Genomic DNA, 18004 nt, shown 5'->3' on the forward strand with positions numbered 1-18004 from the left:
CCCTAAATAATTCGAGTTGCAGGAAGGCGGCAAGAGAGTGAATCCCCAGGAGCTTACATAAGTAAGTGACTGGGGTGAACGAACGCAGCCAACGCACATGCAGCTTGAAGTATGACGGGGATGTGGAGCAATACGCTATGTCAAACAAACCCTTTATCTACCAGAACCCCTTCCCTCTTTCGCATGACGACACCGAATACTACCTGCTGACCAAAGAGCACGTCTCCGTTGCCGAGTTCGAAGGCCAGGAGATCCTGAAAGTGGAGCCGGAAGCGCTGACTCTGCTGGCGCAGCAGGCCTTCCACGACGCCGCATTTATGCTGCGTCCTTCCCACCAGAAGCAGGTTGCCGCCATCCTCAACGACCCGGAAGCCAGCCAGAACGACAAGTACGTTGCCCTGCAGTTCCTGCGCAACTCCGAAATCGCGGCCAAGGGCGTGCTGCCGACCTGCCAGGATACCGGCACCGCTATCATCATGGGTAAAAAAGGCCAGCGCGTCTGGACCGGCGGCGGTGACGAAGCGGCCCTGAGCCAGGGCGTGTATAACACCTACATTGAAGATAACCTGCGCTACTCGCAGAATGCGGCGCTGGACATGTATAAAGAGGTGAATACCGGCACCAACCTGCCGGCGCAGATTGATCTCTACAGCGTGGACGGGGACGAATACAAATTCCTGTGCATGGCAAAAGGCGGCGGTTCTGCCAACAAAACCTATCTGTACCAGGAAACCAAAGCGCTGATCACCCCGGCAAAGCTGAAAAACTATCTGGTTGAGAAGATGCGCACTCTGGGAACTGCGGCCTGCCCGCCTTACCATATCGCGTTTGTGATTGGCGGTACGTCAGCGGAAAGCACGCTGAAAACCGTGAAGCTGGCCTCCACGCGCTACTACGACGCGCTGCCAACCGAAGGTAACGAACACGGCCAGGCATTCCGCGACGTTCAGCTCGAACAAGAGCTGCTCCAGGAAGCCCAGAACCTCGGCCTCGGCGCGCAGTTTGGTGGTAAATACTTCGCCCACGATATCCGCGTGATCCGCCTGCCGCGCCACGGCGCCTCCTGTCCTATCGGCATGGGCGTCTCCTGTTCCGCAGATCGCAACATCAAAGCGAAAATCAACCGCGATGGGATCTGGATTGAAAAACTGGAGCACAACCCGGGCCAGTACATTCCTGAATCACTCCGCCAGCAGGGTGAAGGCGACGTGGTGAGCATCAATCTGGACAAACCGATGAATGAGATCCTGGCGCAGCTCTCCGCTCACCCGGTCTCTACCCGCCTGTCGCTGAACGGTACCATCATCGTGGCGCGCGACATCGCCCACGCGAAGCTGAAAGAGCTGCTGGATAACGGTGAGGAACTGCCGCAGTACGTCAAAGATCATCCGATCTACTACGCAGGCCCGGCCAAAACGCCGGAAGGCTACGCGTCTGGCTCACTCGGCCCGACCACGGCGGGACGTATGGACTCGTATGTGGACTTACTGCAGTCCCACGGCGCGAGCATGATCATGCTGGCGAAAGGCAACCGCAGCCAGCAGGTAACCGACGCCTGCCATAAGCACGGCGGCTTCTACCTGGGCAGCATTGGCGGCCCGGCTGCGGTGCTGGCGCAAAACAGCATTAAGAGCCTGGAATGCGTCGCGTATCCGGAGCTGGGCATGGAAGCCATCTGGAAGATCGAAGTGGAGAACTTCCCGGCGTTTATCCTGGTGGATGACAAAGGCAACGATTTCTTCCAGCAGATCCAGAACCAGCAGTGTAAAGGCTGTTCACAGCGCTGAGTAAGAGATGCCGGGCGGCGCAACGCTGCCCGGCGGTAACTGGTTACTCTACGTCTGCGTTATGTCACAAAACCGAGATATCAGCCACTTAGCTACATTAGGTGAATTAAAAATCAATTAGTTGTTAAGTTATTGTTGCCATTAATTGTATTTTTCCGGCGAATAATATTCATGCAAAAAATGCATCAGCCGATGCGGCATTTGCGCTTATCTATTTCCTCATCCTGATCCAGTTTTCAGAAACAGACGCGTAAAACGTCAACAATAAACTGGAGATAACCATGTTTTCCTCAACCTCACCTGCAACCGTACGTTCGAAGGCGGGCGCGATACTTCGCGTGACGTCCGGCAACTTTCTTGAGCAGTTCGATTTCTTTCTGTTCGGCTTCTATGCCACCTACATCGCCCACACGTTCTTCCCGGCGAGCAGTGAATTTGCGTCGCTGATGATGACCTTCGCCGTCTTCGGCGCAGGATTTTTAATGCGTCCGATCGGTGCAATCGTGCTTGGCGCGTATATCGACAAGGTGGGGCGCAGAAAGGGGCTGATTGTCACGCTGTCCATCATGGCGGCGGGGACGTTCCTGATTGTGCTTATCCCCTCTTATCAAAGCATCGGCCTGTGGGCGCCGCTGCTGGTGCTGACGGGGCGTCTGCTGCAGGGTTTTTCCGCCGGTGCCGAGCTTGGAGGCGTCTCAGTTTATCTGGCTGAAATCGCCACGCCGGGCCGCAAGGGCTTTTACACCAGCTGGCAGTCCGGTAGCCAGCAGGTCGCCATTATGGTCGCCGCAGCGATGGGCTTTGCCCTGAATGCCCTGATGGAGGAGAGCGCTATTCGCGAATGGGGCTGGCGCATCCCGTTCCTGTTCGGCTGTTTAATTGTGCCGTTTATCTTTTTCCTGCGCCGCAAGCTGGAGGAGACGGAAGAGTTCAGCGCGCGCCGCCATCATCTGGAGATGCGTCAGGTCTTTAAAACGCTGCTTGGCAACTGGCAGGTGGTCGTCGCGGGCATGCTGATGGTAGCGATGACCACTACCGCGTTCTACCTTATCACCGTCTACGCCCCCACCTTTGGCAAAAAGGTATTGATGCTGAGCGCCTCGGACAGCCTGCTGGTCACGCTGCTGGTGGCGATCTCTAACTTCATCTGGCTGCCGGTGGGCGGCGCGCTGTCGGATCGTTTCGGCCGCAAGCCGGTGCTGATTGCCATGACTCTGCTGGCGCTGGCGACCAGCTACCCGGCCCTGACGCTGCTGGCGAACGCGCCCAGCTTCTCGATGATGCTAAGCGTCCTGCTGTGGCTCTCCTTCCTCTACGGCCTCTATAACGGCGCGATGATCCCGGCCCTGACGGAGATTATGCCGGCTGAAGTGCGCGTGGCGGGCTTCTCGCTGGCTTACAGCCTGGCAACAGCGGTCTTTGGCGGCTTTACCCCGGTGATGTCCACCGCGCTGATTGAATACACCGGTGACAAAGCCTCGCCGGGCTACTGGATGAGCTTCGCCGCGGTGTGTGCCCTGCTGGCGACGCTTTATCTCTATCGTCGCAGCACAATGCGCCTGCAGGTTCAGAGAGGATAATATGCACAAATTTTTACGTTCAGGACTGACCGGGCTGGCATTGATGGCCACCAGCGCAGGCGTGCTGGCCCAGGAGGTGAAGGTCATGATTTCAGGTGGATTCAAAGCCGCCCTGGAAAAAATGGCGCCGCAGTATGAAGCCCAGAGCGGCGACCACATCGTGCTGATCCCGGGGCCGTCCATGGGACAAACGCCCCAGGCGATCCCCAATCGGCTGGCGCGCGGCGAAAAAGCGGACGTAGTGATCATGGTCGGGGATGCGCTGGAAAATCTGGCAAAGGACCGGATGATCCAGGACGGTTCCCGCGTTGAGCTGGCGGACTCACCCATCGGCGTGGTGGTCAAAGCCGGATCGCCAGTGCCGAATATCGCCAACGGGAATGCCCTGCGTCAGACCCTGCTTAAGGCCAGCTCTATCGCCTACTCCGACAGCGCCAGCGGCAGGTATGTCAGCCAGGCGTTGTTCAAAAAACTGGGGATTGAAGAGGAGGTGACGGGTAAAGCGACGAAGGTCGAGCGGATCCCGGTTGCCTCTGAAGTGGCGAAAGGAAAATACGCCGTGGGCTTCCAGCAGGTCAGCGAGCTGTTACCCGTGCCCGGCGTCACCTTTGTCGGCAAACTTCCGGATGATCTACAGTACATAACCCGTTTTGCCGGTGCGGTCACCGCCCACGCGGAGTACCCGTCGGGGGGTAAAGCTCTGCTGGATTATCTCTCTTCAGCAAAAGCGCAGGAGACCATCACCGCTACCGGAATGATGCCCGTCGCTACGCCGCCCGGTAGCGCGCAGTAATGAGTGTCTCCAGCTCGGCGGCAATCCATGACTGAATGCGTCCGCTGCGCCGGATCAGCCCGACAGTGCGTTTGACTTCGGGCTCGATCAGCGGGATGTGGGTCAGAATCGAATGTTCAGAGTGCGGCATTGACATGGCGGGGACGGCAGCAATGCCTATCCCCGCCTCGACCATTCCCAGCATGGTCGTGACGTGGCGCGTCTCGCAGATCCCCGGACGCTCCGGCTTAATATGTCCGAGCATCTGATCGAGCAGATTGCGGTTTCCGGACGTAATATCGAGGCTAATGTAATCCTGCTGATAGAACGCCTGCCAGGTCAGGCTCTTGCGGTCCGCCAGCGGGTGATCGCGTCGGCATGCGGCGACATACACATCCTCCACCAGCGGAATAAAAGTGATATCGGTCTGAAGGCTTCTCGCAAAGCAGATGCCGAAATCCGCCTGGCCGCTGGCGACCGCTTCAATGACATTGCCCGCGCTGCTGTCGATGAGCTTAATTCGCACGCGTGGGTAGCGGCTGTGAAACTGGCGGATCACCTCCGGCATAAAATGGCAGGCTGCGGAGGGCACGGTGGCGACGGTGATAAGCCCGGTGCGTTCCTCACTCACCTTATCGATATCCGCCAGCATCGACTCCACGCTTTCCAGAAGTTGCCCGCAGCGATCGGCAAAGGATTGTCCGAAGAGGGTCAGCGTCACGCGACGGGTGGTTCTGTCGAACAGTTTCGCGCCGACAGCCGCCTCGAGCTTCTCAATGCGACGGCTCAGGGCGGACTGGGAGAGGCAGATAGACTCCGCGGCGATGCGGAAATTACCGTACTCCACCAGCGCTCTGAACGCGTAAAGATCGTTGAGGTCGAAATTGACGGGCATATTTTCTGGCAATCCTTAGCGCTTTCAGGAAACTCGGACATTCATAATAGCGACTTATGAATCAGCGGCAACCTCTGCCGCTGATGTCTGTCTGGAAAACGCTACACGGCGCAGTGGGTGTCGTTATGCGACGCCGTCACCGCATCGACCAGCGTCAGCTCCTCGCGGCTCAGCAGCATTTCAATATTCACCAAAATAATCATTCGACTGTCGAGCACCCCCAGCCCAAGCAGGTAGCGTCCGGAGAGCACCGAGGCGACGTCCGGGGTCGGTTTGATTTTATCCACGTCCATTGACAGCACATCCACCACGCCGTCAACCACGATGCCCACCACGCGGTCGTTCAGATTAAGGACAATGACCACCGTACTGTCGTCCTGCGACGGATCGGGCAGCTCAAAGCGCACGCGCAGATCGACAATCGGCACAATCACGCCGCGCAGATTGGTGACGCCGGTAATAAAGTTCGGCGCGTTCGGAATACGCGTCAGGCGATCGCAGCCGCGGATCTCCTGCACTTTAAGGATATCAATGCCGTACTCTTCATCGCCCAGGCGGAATACCAGGTACTCCTGCGCGATGGCGTCGGGTGCGGCGGGTTTACTCGCGGTTGCTACTGTCATGCGTTTACCCCCTCCCTCTGGGGTTGTGGAGCGTTGAGCGTTGAGAGCTCAACCACATCAAGGATCAGCGCCACGCTGCCATCGCCAAGGATGGTGGCAGCAGAGACGCCAGGAACTTTGCGGTAGTTATGTTCAAGGTTCTTGACCACCACCTGCTGCTGACCGATAAGCTGATCGACCCACAGCGCATAGCGGCAGCCCGCGCTTTGCACGATAACCACGATGCCATCGTCGGCAGGGGCCTCGCCCGCCACCGAGAGACGCTGGCGCAGCAGCACCAGCGGCAGATATTCGCCCCGCACCTGCAGCAGACGCTCTTCACCGACAAAGCGGCACAGCATCTCATCGGTGGGTCGCAGCGACTCCATCACCGCGCCAAGCGGCAGGACGTAAATCTCCTCCCCCACCTTCACCAGCATGCCGTCAAGGATGGCCAGGGTCAGCGGCAGGATAATGCGGATGGTGGTGCCGGCTCCCGGTGTGGAGAGCACGTCCACGTGGCCGCCCATCGCCAGAATGTTGCGTCGCACCACGTCCATGCCGACGCCGCGCCCGGAGACGTCCGTCACGCTCTCGGCGGTGGAGAAACCGGCGGCGAAGATCAGCATCCACACGTCGTCGTCGCTCATGGTATCGCTGATGGTCATCCCCTGCGAACGGGCTTTGGCGAGGATTTTTTCCCGGTTCAGCCCTGCCCCGTCGTCGCTCACTTCAATCACGATATTGCCGCCGTGATGTTCAGCCGAGAGCGTCAGGCTCCCGGTGACCGGTTTACCTTTTGCGACGCGCACCTCTTTCTCTTCAATGCCGTGGTCAAGGCTGTTGCGCACCAGGTGAGTCAGCGGGTCGATAATGCGCTCGATCAGGCTCTTATCCAGCTCGGCGGAGCCGCCTTTCAGGGTCAGCTCGACCTCCTTATTCAGGCGTGAGCCGAGGTCGTGTACCAGTCGCGGGAAGCGGCTAAAGACGTAGTCCATCGGCATCATACGGATGGACATCACCGACTCCTGCAGCTCGCGGGTGTTACGCTCCATCTGCGCAACGCAGCCGGACAAGAGATCGTAGCTGGCAGGCTCAAGGGTACGCGACAGCTGCGAGAGCATGGCCTGAGTGATGATCAGCTCGCCAACCTGGTTGATGATCTGATCCACTTTACTCACTGCCACGCGGATGCTGCCGGACTCCTGACCGGCAGCCCGGGGAACCGACGGTGCTTTTCGGACAACAGCGTCTGGCGCAGCCGGTGGCGGCACGGGCACAGGTGCCGTTGCGGGTTCGGCGGGGCGAACCTCAATCTGCTTGCTGTCGAGCACAAAGCAGAGCACAGCGGTGATATCGTCCGCTGACGCAGTGGTCTGCAACGTCACCGTCATGCCGTCTGACGTCGCCTCCACCTCAGTCATTACGCCCATATGGTTCAGCTCGTCGCGCAGCATCGCCTGCTCGCGCGCCTCGACGTCACGCAGGGTCACGATCAGCGTCGCTTCCGTTCCCGGTTCCGGGCTGGCTGGCGCTGGCGCGGGTGCCGGCGTCGTGGGCTGCTGGCCTTCAAGGGCAATCTCCCTCAGGGCTTCGCAGATATAGCGAAATTGAGCGTCATCAGGCTCCTGCGAAGACTGATAGGCTTCCAGCTGCGCTTGCATAATGTCCTTACATTCCAGAAAAAGGTTGATGATCGACCGGCTGAGCATCCTCTCCCCTGCCCGCGCCTGATCGAGAAGGTTTTCCAGCAGGTGGGTCGTCTCCTGCAATGCGGTAAAGCCAAAGGTGGCCGCGCCCCCTTTCAGAGAGTGTGCCGCCCGGAAAATGGCATTCAGCTGCTCCTGGTCCGGCGCCGCCACGTCAAGCTGCAGCAGATGCTGTTCCATGTCGGCCAGCAGCTCTTGCGCTTCGGTAAAAAAGATCTGCGAAAAGTCATTCATGTCCATCGGTATAGCCCTGCACGTTTTGCAGATTAATGTCGCTCAGCACGCTCTCTGCACGCTGGGCCTGGGTATCTTCCAGACGGATCTCCTGCTCTTTCGATCGGCTGAGGACCAGAATGCTGATGCGGCGGTTCACCGCGCTCTCAGGCGGCGTGTTATCCAGCGGCATCCTGCTGGCTGTGCCGATCACGCGCAGGAAGCGCTCATCGTTGAGCCCGGCCCTGACCAGCACCCGACGGGCGGCGTTCGCGCGTCCGGCGGAAAGCTCCCAGTTACTGTAGCCGCCGTCGCCACCGGCATAGGGCAGCGAGTCGGTATGCCCCGTCAGGCTCAGCGCGTTAGGCAGCTCCTGCAGCAGCGGCACCAGCGCCTGCAGAATGCCGTTCATATAGGATTCCGGAAGCTCGCTTCCCACGCGGAACATGGGGCGGTCCTGCGAGTCGGTGATCTGGATCAGCAGACCGTCGTTGGTCAGGTTCAGCAGGATGTTGGACTTAAAGTTGTTCAGCCGCGGATCGGTTTCAATCATCTTCTGCAGCTTCTCTTTTGCCTGCTTCAGGCTTTCAAAACGCTTGTGCTTATCGATATTGCTCAGCTGTCCTTTGAACACTTCGCCCTGCCGCTTGAGAATGTCATCCCCGCCGCCGGGAATGAGGCTGTCGCTGAGGCTGGTTTTATCGCCGTTTGCCATCGACGGCTTCAGCGGCATGCGGAAATAGTCGGCAATCAGCTCCCTTTCCATGTCCGTGGACTGCGACAGCAGCCACATCACCAGAAAGAACGCCATCATCGCGGTCATAAAATCGGCATAAGCAATCTTCCAGGTTCCGCCGTGGTGCGCGTGTTTTTTCTTTTTGCGCTTCCGTGAAATGATGACTGGCGTGACGTTTCTCATGCTGCGCTGTCCGATGATTTCATTTTCAGGGTGGCGTTGGATTTCACCTCACGCACATGCTCCTCCAGCTCTTCAAACGACGGACGTTCGCTGGTGAAAATGGTCTTACGGCCAAATTCCACGGCAATCTGCGGGGCATAGCCGTTCAGGCTGGAGAGCAGGGTCACTTTGATGCACTGCAAAATTTTGACCTGGTCGGAGCTTTTCTGACGCAGCAGAGTCGCCAGCGGCAGCACGAAGCCATAGGCGATGAGGATGCCGAGGAAGGTCCCTACCAGCGCGTGGCCGATCAGGACGCCCAGCTCCGCCGCCGGGCGATCCGCCGAGCCCAGAGCGTTCACCACGCCCATCACCGCGGCCACAATGCCGAACGCCGGAAAGGCGTCCCCCACCGTGTTCAGGCTGTGGGCCGGTACTTCCAGCTCTTCTTCGCAGGTTTCGATCTCTTCATCCATCAGGGCTTCGATTTCGTGGGAATTCATGCTGCCGCCAATCATCAGGCGGAAGTAGTCGAGGATAAAGTTGGCGAGCATCGGGTCGCTCATCAGGCGGGGATAGGCGCTAAAGATATCGCTGCTTTGCGGGTCTTCGATGTCCTTTTCCAGCGACATCAGCCCGTGCACCCGGCTCTGGGAGAGCAGCAGGAACATCAGTGCCATCAGATCCATGTACACCGCTTTGTTGTAGCGCTTGCCCATAAAGATTTTGACCAGCGCTTTGCCCGTCGCTTTCAGGGATTTGATGTTATTGCCAACGATAAACGCCCCGACCCCGGCACCGCCGATGATCAACAGCTCCAGCGGCTGAAACAGCGCCATCAGGTTACCGCCAGACAACAGAAAACCACCAAAAACGGTCGATATGACAACAAGATAGCCAACAATAACTAACACGATTTCTCCTTTTACATAATTTGACCGATGCCGGGAAACCCGGCATCAGGTAAATGCCATCTTGCGCACAACCGTTAGGGATATCAGGCCGTCAGGATCTCCGGCCCGGCGAACGACCCCAGCAGGCCGGGATTGCTCACCTGGGATTTTTTAAGCGCACGCGACGGCGGACTGCACAAGCTGCAGGTAAATGGGTTTTTGATAAATTCGGTGGTGACGACAAAACCGCCGCCACACACGCTGCAGGCTTTACGCGAAATAATGCCGCAGTCGATAAAACGTAATAATGTCCAGGCACGGGTCAAACCCAGTACCGGCTTATCATCAGAGCAGGTGCTGCACTGTTCCAGATAAAGACGATAGGTCTTCATCAGCATTTCAATAGAACGCCCCTGTTCGGTCTTTTTCAAATAGAGGTAAATGTTGTAGAACATGGACGAGTGAATATTCTGTTCCCACGACATAAACCAGTCTTCTGAAAAAGGCAGCATCCCTTTCGGCGGTGGACAACCGCGTAATTCTTTATATAAACGCAGCAGACGGCGACGGCTCAGGGAGGTTTCTGATTCCAGCACCTGCATTCTCGCCCCGAGGGTAATTAATCCCATGGCGATATTCACTTCATCAATTTCCTGCAGCAGACTTTTTTCACCACACATAATTATGCCTCCTCCGCCGTAACCGCATCTTCTTCACTTAATGCGTTCAGAAGATGGGTCGACAAAATAATGCCGGTGTGGATCTGCTGCAGTGCTTCAATGCGTGAATCCTTGGTCAGATTTTCAATCACTACTTCATCATCCACGCGCAGACGACAAATAAGCTGATTGGTCGTCGCCAGCTTCATTAATTGCGGCAGCGAAAGCTCTTTAAGGTTATCAATGGTTCCTTCGGATAACCCCAGGCGAAAACCCGCCGCGAATTTATCCTGACGAATCAGCTGCTGGGCCAGCAGCAAATAGGACAGGTTGATATCATGAATATTTTGCAGGTACTCGTCGAAATTAGACACAGGCGAAAACTCCCAATGTTATTCAGCCTAAAAAAGGCATGTCAGTTAAGATAGATAACGTTTCCGAACTGATGCAGAGAGTCTTTTGGTATTGATATTCACTCAGGTAAGGAAATCTTCCTCAGTAAATGCTTCTCGTACTTCTCAATGCCAAAGGAGGCTGCATCACAAAACTGGCAAAATCATAAACACCAGGCATTTTCCGAACAAGCGACAGAAATTTCTCCAAATCCCCAAATTGCTGTTAACCTATTGATTTAAAAAGTTAATAAAGCATTGTTAAACGTTATTAAACCTTGATTTTAATGATTAATCCTGTGGGTAAATCTTTGTTAACACTGTGAATGTTAAGAAGCTGTATTTATATGCACGCTGATTCGATACGACTTCTTAACCTTTTCACCGCCAGGCTGTGTAGCTGGCTCACGCGTGTTTCCGTGATCCCCAACACCAGACCAATCTCTTTCATGTTCAAATCCTGAAGGTAATACAGCTGTAATAGCACCTGCTCTCTTTCCGGTATGAACTGAATATGTTCTGTGAGTCGCTCCAGTAGATTTTCCCGGACCGCATGATTCAGCGGATTAAGCGATTCGTTTTCGTCATCGCTCGTTTCCCAGCTGTCGGCATAATTTTCCTGCAGCTCATCAACCGAATACATCTGGCTGGCATTATTATCCGCCAGCATCTGCTGAAATTCCTGCAGCGATACGCCCATGCGCTCTGCAATTTCAGCCTCGGTGGCTTCCCCCCCTTTTTCCTGTTCGATTTGCTGAATAATCGCGACAATTTCCCGCGTATGGGTGCGAACCCGTCGCGGAACCCAGTCGCTTTCTCGCAGCTCATCTAATAACGCCCATTTCACCCGCTGGGTAATCCACGCCGTGAGCGTGACCCCTTTTTTCGGATCGAAACTGTCGACCGCACTTAAAAAGCCAATCGATCCTGCCTGAATTAAGTCATCCAGCTCGACGCTGGCAGGAAGCCGCTTATGTAAACGCAGCGCTTCCTGCCGCACCAGATAGTGATACTTTGACCAGACTACCGATTTATCTTCCAGCCCTTCGGCCGTATAAATACCATCCACGATTGCATTCCACCCACTATTCTCTGCGAGAATTATCCGGTGTAATGGCGCATTCAAATAGTGCGATAAGCCTTTATAAAAATGCGCATTCTGTTACTTCGCGTGAATTTTCACGCATCGTGGAAATATGTCGTTATTAATGACGGTAATTGACAGAATTAAAAGGTTTCCCACTGGGCCAGATCGGGTTCTTTCTGGCGCGATATTTTTTCCGGCGCTGGCGTGACGATCAGCGGGCGGCTCTCCTGGTTAAGACGAAATTGCGCCACCAGTTTCTCCAGCGCGTCAGACTGCGCCTCCAGTTCACCCGCCGCCAGTGCAGCCTCTTCCACCATCGCCGCGTTCTGCTGCGTGACCAGATCCATCTCGTTTACCGCCTGCGAGATCTGGTTGATGCCCGCGCTCTGCTCGTCCGATGCGGAGGTGATTTCGCCCATAATCTGGGTCACCTGTCCGACGGAGGTCACAATCTCCTGCATGACGTGGCTTGCCTGTCCGACCTGTCGGGAACCACTATCAATCGTGTTCACGCTGGTGTTGATCAGCTGATTGATCTCTTTCGCCGCATCGGCGCTGCGTTTGGCCAGGTTACGCACCTCTTCGGCCACCACCGCAAACCCGCGCCCCTGCTCACCGGCACGCGCTGCTTCCACCGCCGCGTTCAGGGCAAGGATGTTAGTCTGGTTGGCAATGCTGTCGATCACGCCGTTGATATCGGCAATCTGACGCGAGCTGGTGGTAATCTGGGCCATGATCTGCTCCAGGTTCTGCATGACCTCCCCACCGTTCTGGGCATTCGTGCTGGCGCTTTCCGCCAGTTCACGCGCCGCGTGGGCGTTGTCAGCATTCTGACGCACGGTGGTTTTGATCTGCTCCATGCTGGCCGCCGTCTCCTGCAGCGCCGCCGCCTGCTCTTCGGTACGGGACGAGAGGTCATTGTTGCCGTGAGCAATTTCCTGCGCATTGTTGTGAATACGCTGCACGCTTTCACGGATGCCGAACACGGTTGCGGCCAGCGACGTGCGCATCTTCTCAAGTTCCCTGAGCATATTGCCGATTTCGTTCTCGCTGCCGGCCTCAATCTCTTTGCTCAAATCGCCGTCGGCGATACGCTTAAGGACGTCCACCGTGATCGCCATACGCTGAACCAGGGTCTGACGCAGCCAGAAGCGGATCACAAACAGCAACGCAACCGCCAGCAGCACGACGAGCAGTCCAACGCCCAGCATAATTTTATAACCCCGCTCGGAAGCCTGAATCACCTCTTCGCTCACGCGCGCGCTGGCATCCGTGTACTGCTCAACCTTATTACGCAGGTTGGTGCGCAGCTCCATATCATGCTCCAGAGAGCCGCTGTACCCCGCCGGGTTTTGCAGATAGCCGAGTTTGACCTCCGCCACCTTGTAGACGTCGTTAAAGGCCGCATTGACCTCCGCCGCCAGGCGACGCTCCTCCTCCGTATTGAACGGTGAGGCCATAAAGTCGTCCATATTACTGCGGGCGGTTTTCACCACGTTGCGCGTATGGCTGGCGACATTCTGCGAGACCGGGTTGCCCAGCGCCGCCTGCAGCATCATGCCGTTGGTGTTCGCCATTACCGCGCTGATATTGTAGGCCGCATCGCGCATCTGATCGTTATTCTCAGAGGCCACGACAATACGTTTGAAATTCTGGTTGCTGGACACGGCATTAAAAACGGAATACGCCGTGACGCCGAAAAGCATCACCGCGAACAGCCCGATAATCAGCGTGACGGTGCTGTAAATTTTGAGTTTCGCTAACATAGTTTTCCACCCTCCGCGCACGGGTGTGCCGTACGCGGTAGCGTCTGAAATGAATAAAGAGGTCGTTCGAATTACAGATTAAACAGATTCATCTTCTGCATATTCTTGTAAACGAACATCGAGGCATTAAAGGCCAGTTCCGACATCTGCGATTCCGATACCAGCGACACCAGCACGCTGGTGTCGGCGCCGATGGCGTCCTGTATTTTCACAATGGTGTCGTTGATCAGCACGTCGCCGGTCAAATCCAGGGCATCAAGCTGCTGCAGGTTGGTGCCCAGTTCAGCCTGCGCCTTACCCAGAAGGTCAATACCGTCATCGATACCTTTGCTGGCGGCTTCGAGGGCGGCACGCATCGCGTCGTAGTCGATCGGATCTTTGGTAAGCTCCGCCACGGCATCGTCGAGAAGGCCAAAAATATCATCGAAGATTTCATCACCCAGATGGCCGGTTTGCATCGTGGTGCCGTCTGCCACCGTCTGCTGACGCGCTTCATTTCCGCCCTGATAATTGCCGTTTTCATCAAACGCTGGCGTATCGGTATTAAAACCGCTGAAGATATAGCGACCGGCGGAATCGCGGCTGTTGGCGAGATCCAGCAGATTGGCGCGTATGCCCTCAATCTCTTTGCCCAGCGCCCGGCGATCCTCGTCAGAGTAGGCGTCAGATCCTGCGGCAACCATTTTTTCCTTCAGGGTGGTGGTCATCAGGTTGCCGACGCCATTGAGAATATTGTCCTGATATTCCAGCGCACTGCGCACGCGGGAGCGCACACCGCTGTACATCTCCAGCTGCGCCAGCGCGTCCTGATGCTTCACCGCGTCGGTGGCGGCCGTCGGGTTATCGGAGGCCTTTAACAGGGTTTTTCCCGCCGACATCCGCAGATAAATCTCGTTACTTTGGCCCATGCGCTTTGTCATCGACTCCGCGCTCTGCTTATACATATAAAGCGTGCTTACTCGCATTTTCTTTTCCTTAGCGGATGGCCAGCAGGGCATCGAACATGGCGTTGGCGGTCTGCAATAGCTGCGCACTGCCCCGGTAATACTGATGGAACATATCGAGGTTGATATACTCCTCGTCCATATTCACCCCGGACAGGGCCTGTTTGGCGTCGTATTTGGTGCGCAGATCGGTTTCCGCGCTGGTCGCGTAGGTTTTGACCTCGCGGGCGCTTTCCCCGATTTTGCCCGCCAGGCTGGCATAGGCCGCACTGAGCGTATCATTCCCGATCAGCGCCTCTTTCTGGATCTTCAGCATCTCTTCGAGGTTTTTGTTATTCCCCGACCCACCCGTTACGTCAGCAGCGGCGAATTCCTGTGCGCTGGTGATTTTGCGGCTGATACCTTCGGCGGCACCGGCCATAGGGTTGAGGGTGAACTTATCTCCTGCAACGGCACCCCCCGCTGGCGGTAATGTTATCTCGATACCGTCGAAGCTAAGTTTGCCACCGGCGATGGTCGCAGGTACGGGACGACCATCCTCACCTTTAACGACCCAGTCTGTCCCATCGAAACTAATGTCGTAATTCTCAGATTTAACCTCTCTGAAATTCACAACCGCGATCGGATCCAGCGAACCAGAACCTGTGTTCTTCGCATTGGCAATGGCCTTGATATCCGGCAGTGAGAACAGGTCCCCGCCCGAGCTGCCATCAGGCGTAAACCCGTCCCGGTTCTGCCCGTTCATCCGGTGCGCCATCATAAAGGCGATCTGATCCAGATCCTGGCGTGCCATCGTGAGGTCTTCGTTGCGGAATTTAAACAGCCCGGCCAGACGCCCCTTGGTGATGCTGTTTTCATCCAGCGGCGACGCCTTACCGTTAGCATCCACATAGGAAACGATGGTTTTATTCGGGTCGGCATCCGACGGTGAGGTTTGCAGTTTGTAGGCGGTATCGCCGGAGACCAGCGGGCGTCCATCTGACAGCGTGACCGTGACGCGACCTGACGTCTGATCTTCGGTCACCGTGATGCCAAGCTGCTCGCTCAGCCCCTCCAGCAGCGCGTCGCGCTGGTCCAGCAGATCGGCAGGCGGTGCGCCATTGCCCTGCAGGCGCTCCAGTTGCTTATTCAGTTGCGCCAGCTGTTCGGTAAAGCTGTTAATCTCGTTGGCGCTGCGCTCAATCTGGGTATTGGTGCTCTTTTCCAGCCCCGTCAGACGCTTGGCGCTGGCGTTATAGCGGTTGGCCAACACCTCAAGAGAGGTAAACACCGCCGCACGTGCCGGACCATCATCCGGGGCACCGCTCAGCGTCGCCATATCCTTAAACAGCTTATTTAGCGAGACGTCCACGTTATCCGCCTCGTCGCCCAGCATATTGTCGATATCTGCCAGCTGTTCCATCCGTCCGGTGAGGGACGCATAGGTGGAGAGGGAGTCCCGCAGCTGCGTGTTGGCGAAGGCGTCGTAAGCACGCTCCACCCCGCCGATGCGCGCCCCGTAGCCATAAAAACCCTGCGGCGTCGACTTCCCACCGAGCTCACCGATAAGCAGGCTGCGGCGGCTGTAGGTGCCGGACATGCCGTTGGTCAGGTTATCGCCGGTCACCCGGATCGCGGCCTGCGCCACGCTGATGCCATTTCTGGCTAAGTTGTAAAGGTTGTTCATACGCTCTGGATATTCCCTGATTGCGGGCCCGACATTGATTTCCGGGCCAGATGTTCATGGCTCTGCTTATTTCATCGGTGATGGCAAAATTTTCTAAAAAATTTTGTCGAGATCGTGCTTATAGGCATTCACCCCCTGCTGAATATCCCCTTTCACCTTCTGAATAATGGTGATCAGCTTTTTGGCGTAGGCCGGATCGGTGGCATAGCCGCCCGCCTGCAGCGCTTTCGCCCCCTGCTCCGGCGAGCCGGATTGCACCACGCCGCGATAGCGCGGGTTGCGGGTCAGCAGCTTCGCGTAGTCCGCCAGCGCATGTTCATAGGAGTCGTAGACGCGGAAAGCAGCTTTCACCTTCTGCTTCACGCCGTTGATGTATTCGGTAGTGGTGATTTCGGTGGTTTTTCCCTGCCAGTCGCCCGTCGCTTTAATCCCGAACAGGTTATGGCTCGGGCTGCCGTCTGCCGCCGGGATTTCGCGCTTGCCCCAGCCGGACTCCAGCGCAGCCTGGGCGAGGATCAGGTGCGGATGCAGCCCGCTCTGCTGCGCGGCCGCCTGAGCCGGACGCAGCAGACGGGAGATAAACGGATGCGCCCCTTCCGCCGGTTTGGCGAACGACACCGGCGCGGGCAGGCGCAGTGGGCCGGTGGCGGGCGTGGTGGAAAGCCCCGGTCGCAGGAGATCGCGCCCCGGCGTGCTCACGACGGGTTCATCACTCTCCCCGCCCAGCTGGCGGACGATAAGATCGGCAAAGCCGAGCTGACCACTCCCGGCAATATTCTGCGCCACCTGCTGATCGTGCATGGCGGTGTACATCTCGGCGGACTGGCTGTGAAGCAAATCGTCCTTGAAGGTGGCATCGCGCATGCTCTTCATCATCATCTGCACGAAGATCCCTTCCATCTGCTTCGCCGCCGCCTTCAGCGCGCCGGGCGACTGCCGCCCGGCCTCCCGTTTCAGGGTGTCCAGCGAGCGGACGTCAAAGGCGGGTTGATCGAGCTTGTCGAAAGCGTTCATCAGTTCACCTCCAGCTTCGCCCGCAGACAGCCGGCGTTTTTCATCGCCTGCAGAACCGACATCAGCTCGTTTGGCGTGGCGCCCAGGCCGTTGAGGGCGCGGATCACCGCGTTCAGATCGGTACTGCTGCGCACGTGCTGCAGCGAACCGCCGCTGTCGCGCACGGAGATATCGGTCTGCGGCACCACCACCGTCTCGCCGCCAGCGAATGGGGTATCCGGCTGGCTGATGATGTTGTTTTGCATCACCTCCACCGTCAGCGACCCGTGCGCTACCGCGCAGGCGTCCAGCGACACGTGGCGGTTCATCACCACCGAGCCGGTACGCGAGTTGACAATCACCTTCGCGTCCTGGACGTTGACCCGCAGCGGGATGTCCTGAATGTTGGCGAGGAAGCGCACGCGGGACGGCCCGTCCGGCGGTGCGAAGAGGCGCACGGTGCGGGCATCTTCCGGGATCGCCGCCCCGCCGCTGTAGCGCTGGTTAATGGCGTCGCTGATCTGCTGCGCCAGCGAGAAGTCGCTCTCGTTGAGCTGCAGACGCACGATGTTCTGGGTGGCGAAGTCGTTCGGCACCTCGCGCTCCACGGTCGCCCCACCGCTGATGCGCCCGCCGTTCAGCTGGTTCACCTGCACGCGGCTGCCGCCCGCCTGCGCGCCCGCGCCGGAGATCAACACGTTGCCCTGGGCAATGGCGTAGATCTGGTTATCCGCCCCTTTCAGCGGGGTCATCAGCAGCGTGCCGCCGCGCAGGCTTTTGGCGTTCCCCACCGAGGAGACCACGATGTCCAGCTTGTCGCCCGGACGGGCAAACGGCGGCAGCTCGGCGGTGACCATCACCGCGGCAATATTTTTCAGCTGCATGTTGGTGCCCGCCGGGACGGTGATCCCGAGCTGCGAGAGCATGTTGTGCAGGCTCTGGCCGGTGAACGGCGCCTGCATGGTCTGGTCGCCGGTCCCGTCAAGGCCGACAATAAGCCCGTAGCCCATCAGGGCGTTGGACCGCACCCCCTGCACCGTCGCCAGATCGCGGATACGTTCCGCATGTACCCCTTTGGGTACCGCCAGCATCATGCCGTACAGCAGAATGCTGAGAAAAAACAGGATAGATTCTTTTTTCATGGTCAT

16 protein-coding genes are annotated in these 18004 nt (G+C 57.4%); 3 read left to right on the forward strand and 13 right to left on the reverse strand.

Annotated features, from left to right (window positions below; genetic code table 11):
• Nucleotides 1-137: 137 nt before the first annotated feature.
• The 3 genes from fumA (at nucleotide 138) to AC4IC4_RS14620 (ending at nucleotide 4160) form a co-directional block, all read left to right on the forward strand.
• Nucleotides 138-1787, forward strand: coding sequence for a class I fumarate hydratase FumA (fumA, locus tag AC4IC4_RS14610; protein ID WP_048990634.1), 1650 nt, complete (start codon nucleotides 138-140; stop codon nucleotides 1785-1787).
• A 281-nt stretch (nucleotides 1788-2068) separates the two neighbouring features.
• Nucleotides 2069-3367 (forward strand): MFS transporter, encoded by a 1299-nt coding sequence (locus AC4IC4_RS14615; protein WP_491471375.1) that lies wholly within the window; start codon nucleotides 2069-2071, stop codon nucleotides 3365-3367.
• 1 nt (nucleotide 3368) lies between these two features.
• Nucleotides 3369-4160, forward strand: coding sequence for a substrate-binding domain-containing protein (locus tag AC4IC4_RS14620; protein WP_491471376.1), 792 nt, complete (start codon nucleotides 3369-3371; stop codon nucleotides 4158-4160).
• Here the strand turns inward: AC4IC4_RS14620 and psrA are convergent.
• The 13 genes from psrA to AC4IC4_RS14685 all read right to left on the reverse strand — a co-directional run bounded on the left by psrA (nucleotide 4135) and on the right by AC4IC4_RS14685 (nucleotide 18004).
• A complete protein-coding gene (gene psrA, locus AC4IC4_RS14625; RefSeq protein WP_491471377.1) occupies nucleotides 4135-5034 on the reverse strand; it encodes an L-proline-binding transcription factor PsrA in 900 nt (299 codons plus the stop codon). The genes AC4IC4_RS14620 and psrA overlap by 26 nt on opposite strands.
• 101 nt (nucleotides 5035-5135) lie before the next feature.
• Nucleotides 5136-5657, reverse strand: coding sequence for a chemotaxis protein CheW (locus AC4IC4_RS14630; protein ID WP_491471378.1), 522 nt, complete (start codon nucleotides 5655-5657; stop codon nucleotides 5136-5138).
• A complete protein-coding gene (cheA, locus tag AC4IC4_RS14635) occupies nucleotides 5654-7585 on the reverse strand; it encodes a chemotaxis protein CheA (protein ID WP_491471379.1) in 1932 nt (643 codons plus the stop codon). The genes AC4IC4_RS14630 and cheA overlap by 4 nt, the downstream gene beginning before the upstream one ends.
• Nucleotides 7572-8477, reverse strand: a complete 906-nt coding sequence (gene motB / locus AC4IC4_RS14640; RefSeq protein WP_491471380.1) for a flagellar motor protein MotB — start codon at nucleotides 8475-8477, stop codon at nucleotides 7572-7574. Before motB ends, cheA begins: the two co-directional genes overlap by 14 nt.
• Nucleotides 8474-9370 carry a flagellar motor stator protein MotA gene (motA, locus tag AC4IC4_RS14645; protein WP_491471381.1) on the reverse strand — a complete coding sequence of 299 codons (897 nt, stop codon included), beginning with the start codon at nucleotides 9368-9370 and terminating at the stop codon, nucleotides 8474-8476. Before motA ends, motB begins: the two co-directional genes overlap by 4 nt.
• Before the next feature lie 83 nt (nucleotides 9371-9453).
• On the reverse strand, nucleotides 9454-10029 hold the full coding sequence (gene flhC / locus AC4IC4_RS14650; RefSeq protein ID WP_491471382.1) for a flagellar transcriptional regulator FlhC: 576 nt from the start codon (nucleotides 10027-10029) through the stop codon (nucleotides 9454-9456).
• 2 nt (nucleotides 10030-10031) lie between these two features.
• A complete protein-coding gene (gene flhD / locus AC4IC4_RS14655; protein WP_025759751.1) occupies nucleotides 10032-10382 on the reverse strand; it encodes a flagellar transcriptional regulator FlhD in 351 nt (116 codons plus the stop codon).
• 361 nt (nucleotides 10383-10743) lie between these two features.
• Nucleotides 10744-11469: an RNA polymerase sigma factor FliA gene (gene fliA, locus AC4IC4_RS14660; RefSeq protein WP_491471383.1), complete on the reverse strand. Its 726-nt coding sequence runs from the start codon at nucleotides 11467-11469 to the stop codon at nucleotides 10744-10746.
• A gap of 158 nt (nucleotides 11470-11627) precedes the next feature.
• A complete protein-coding gene (locus AC4IC4_RS14665; protein ID WP_491471384.1) occupies nucleotides 11628-13253 on the reverse strand; it encodes a methyl-accepting chemotaxis protein in 1626 nt (541 codons plus the stop codon).
• 71 nt (nucleotides 13254-13324) lie between these two features.
• The gene (flgL, locus tag AC4IC4_RS14670) at nucleotides 13325-14218 is read right to left on the reverse strand and encodes a flagellar hook-associated protein FlgL (protein WP_491471385.1); all 894 of its coding nucleotides are present in this window, start codon (nucleotides 14216-14218) and stop codon (nucleotides 13325-13327) included.
• Between the two features lie 10 nt (nucleotides 14219-14228).
• A complete protein-coding gene (gene flgK, locus AC4IC4_RS14675) occupies nucleotides 14229-15863 on the reverse strand; it encodes a flagellar hook-associated protein FlgK (RefSeq protein ID WP_491471386.1) in 1635 nt (544 codons plus the stop codon).
• Nucleotides 15864-15956: 93 nt separating this feature from the next.
• The gene (flgJ, locus tag AC4IC4_RS14680) at nucleotides 15957-16877 is read right to left on the reverse strand and encodes a flagellar assembly peptidoglycan hydrolase FlgJ (RefSeq protein ID WP_491471387.1); all 921 of its coding nucleotides are present in this window, start codon (nucleotides 16875-16877) and stop codon (nucleotides 15957-15959) included.
• Nucleotides 16877-18004, reverse strand: coding sequence for a flagellar basal body P-ring protein FlgI (locus tag AC4IC4_RS14685; RefSeq protein ID WP_491471388.1), 1128 nt, complete (start codon nucleotides 18002-18004; stop codon nucleotides 16877-16879). Before AC4IC4_RS14685 ends, flgJ begins: the two co-directional genes overlap by 1 nt.

This window comes from Enterobacter sp. Taxon_2 (assembly GCF_058355295.1).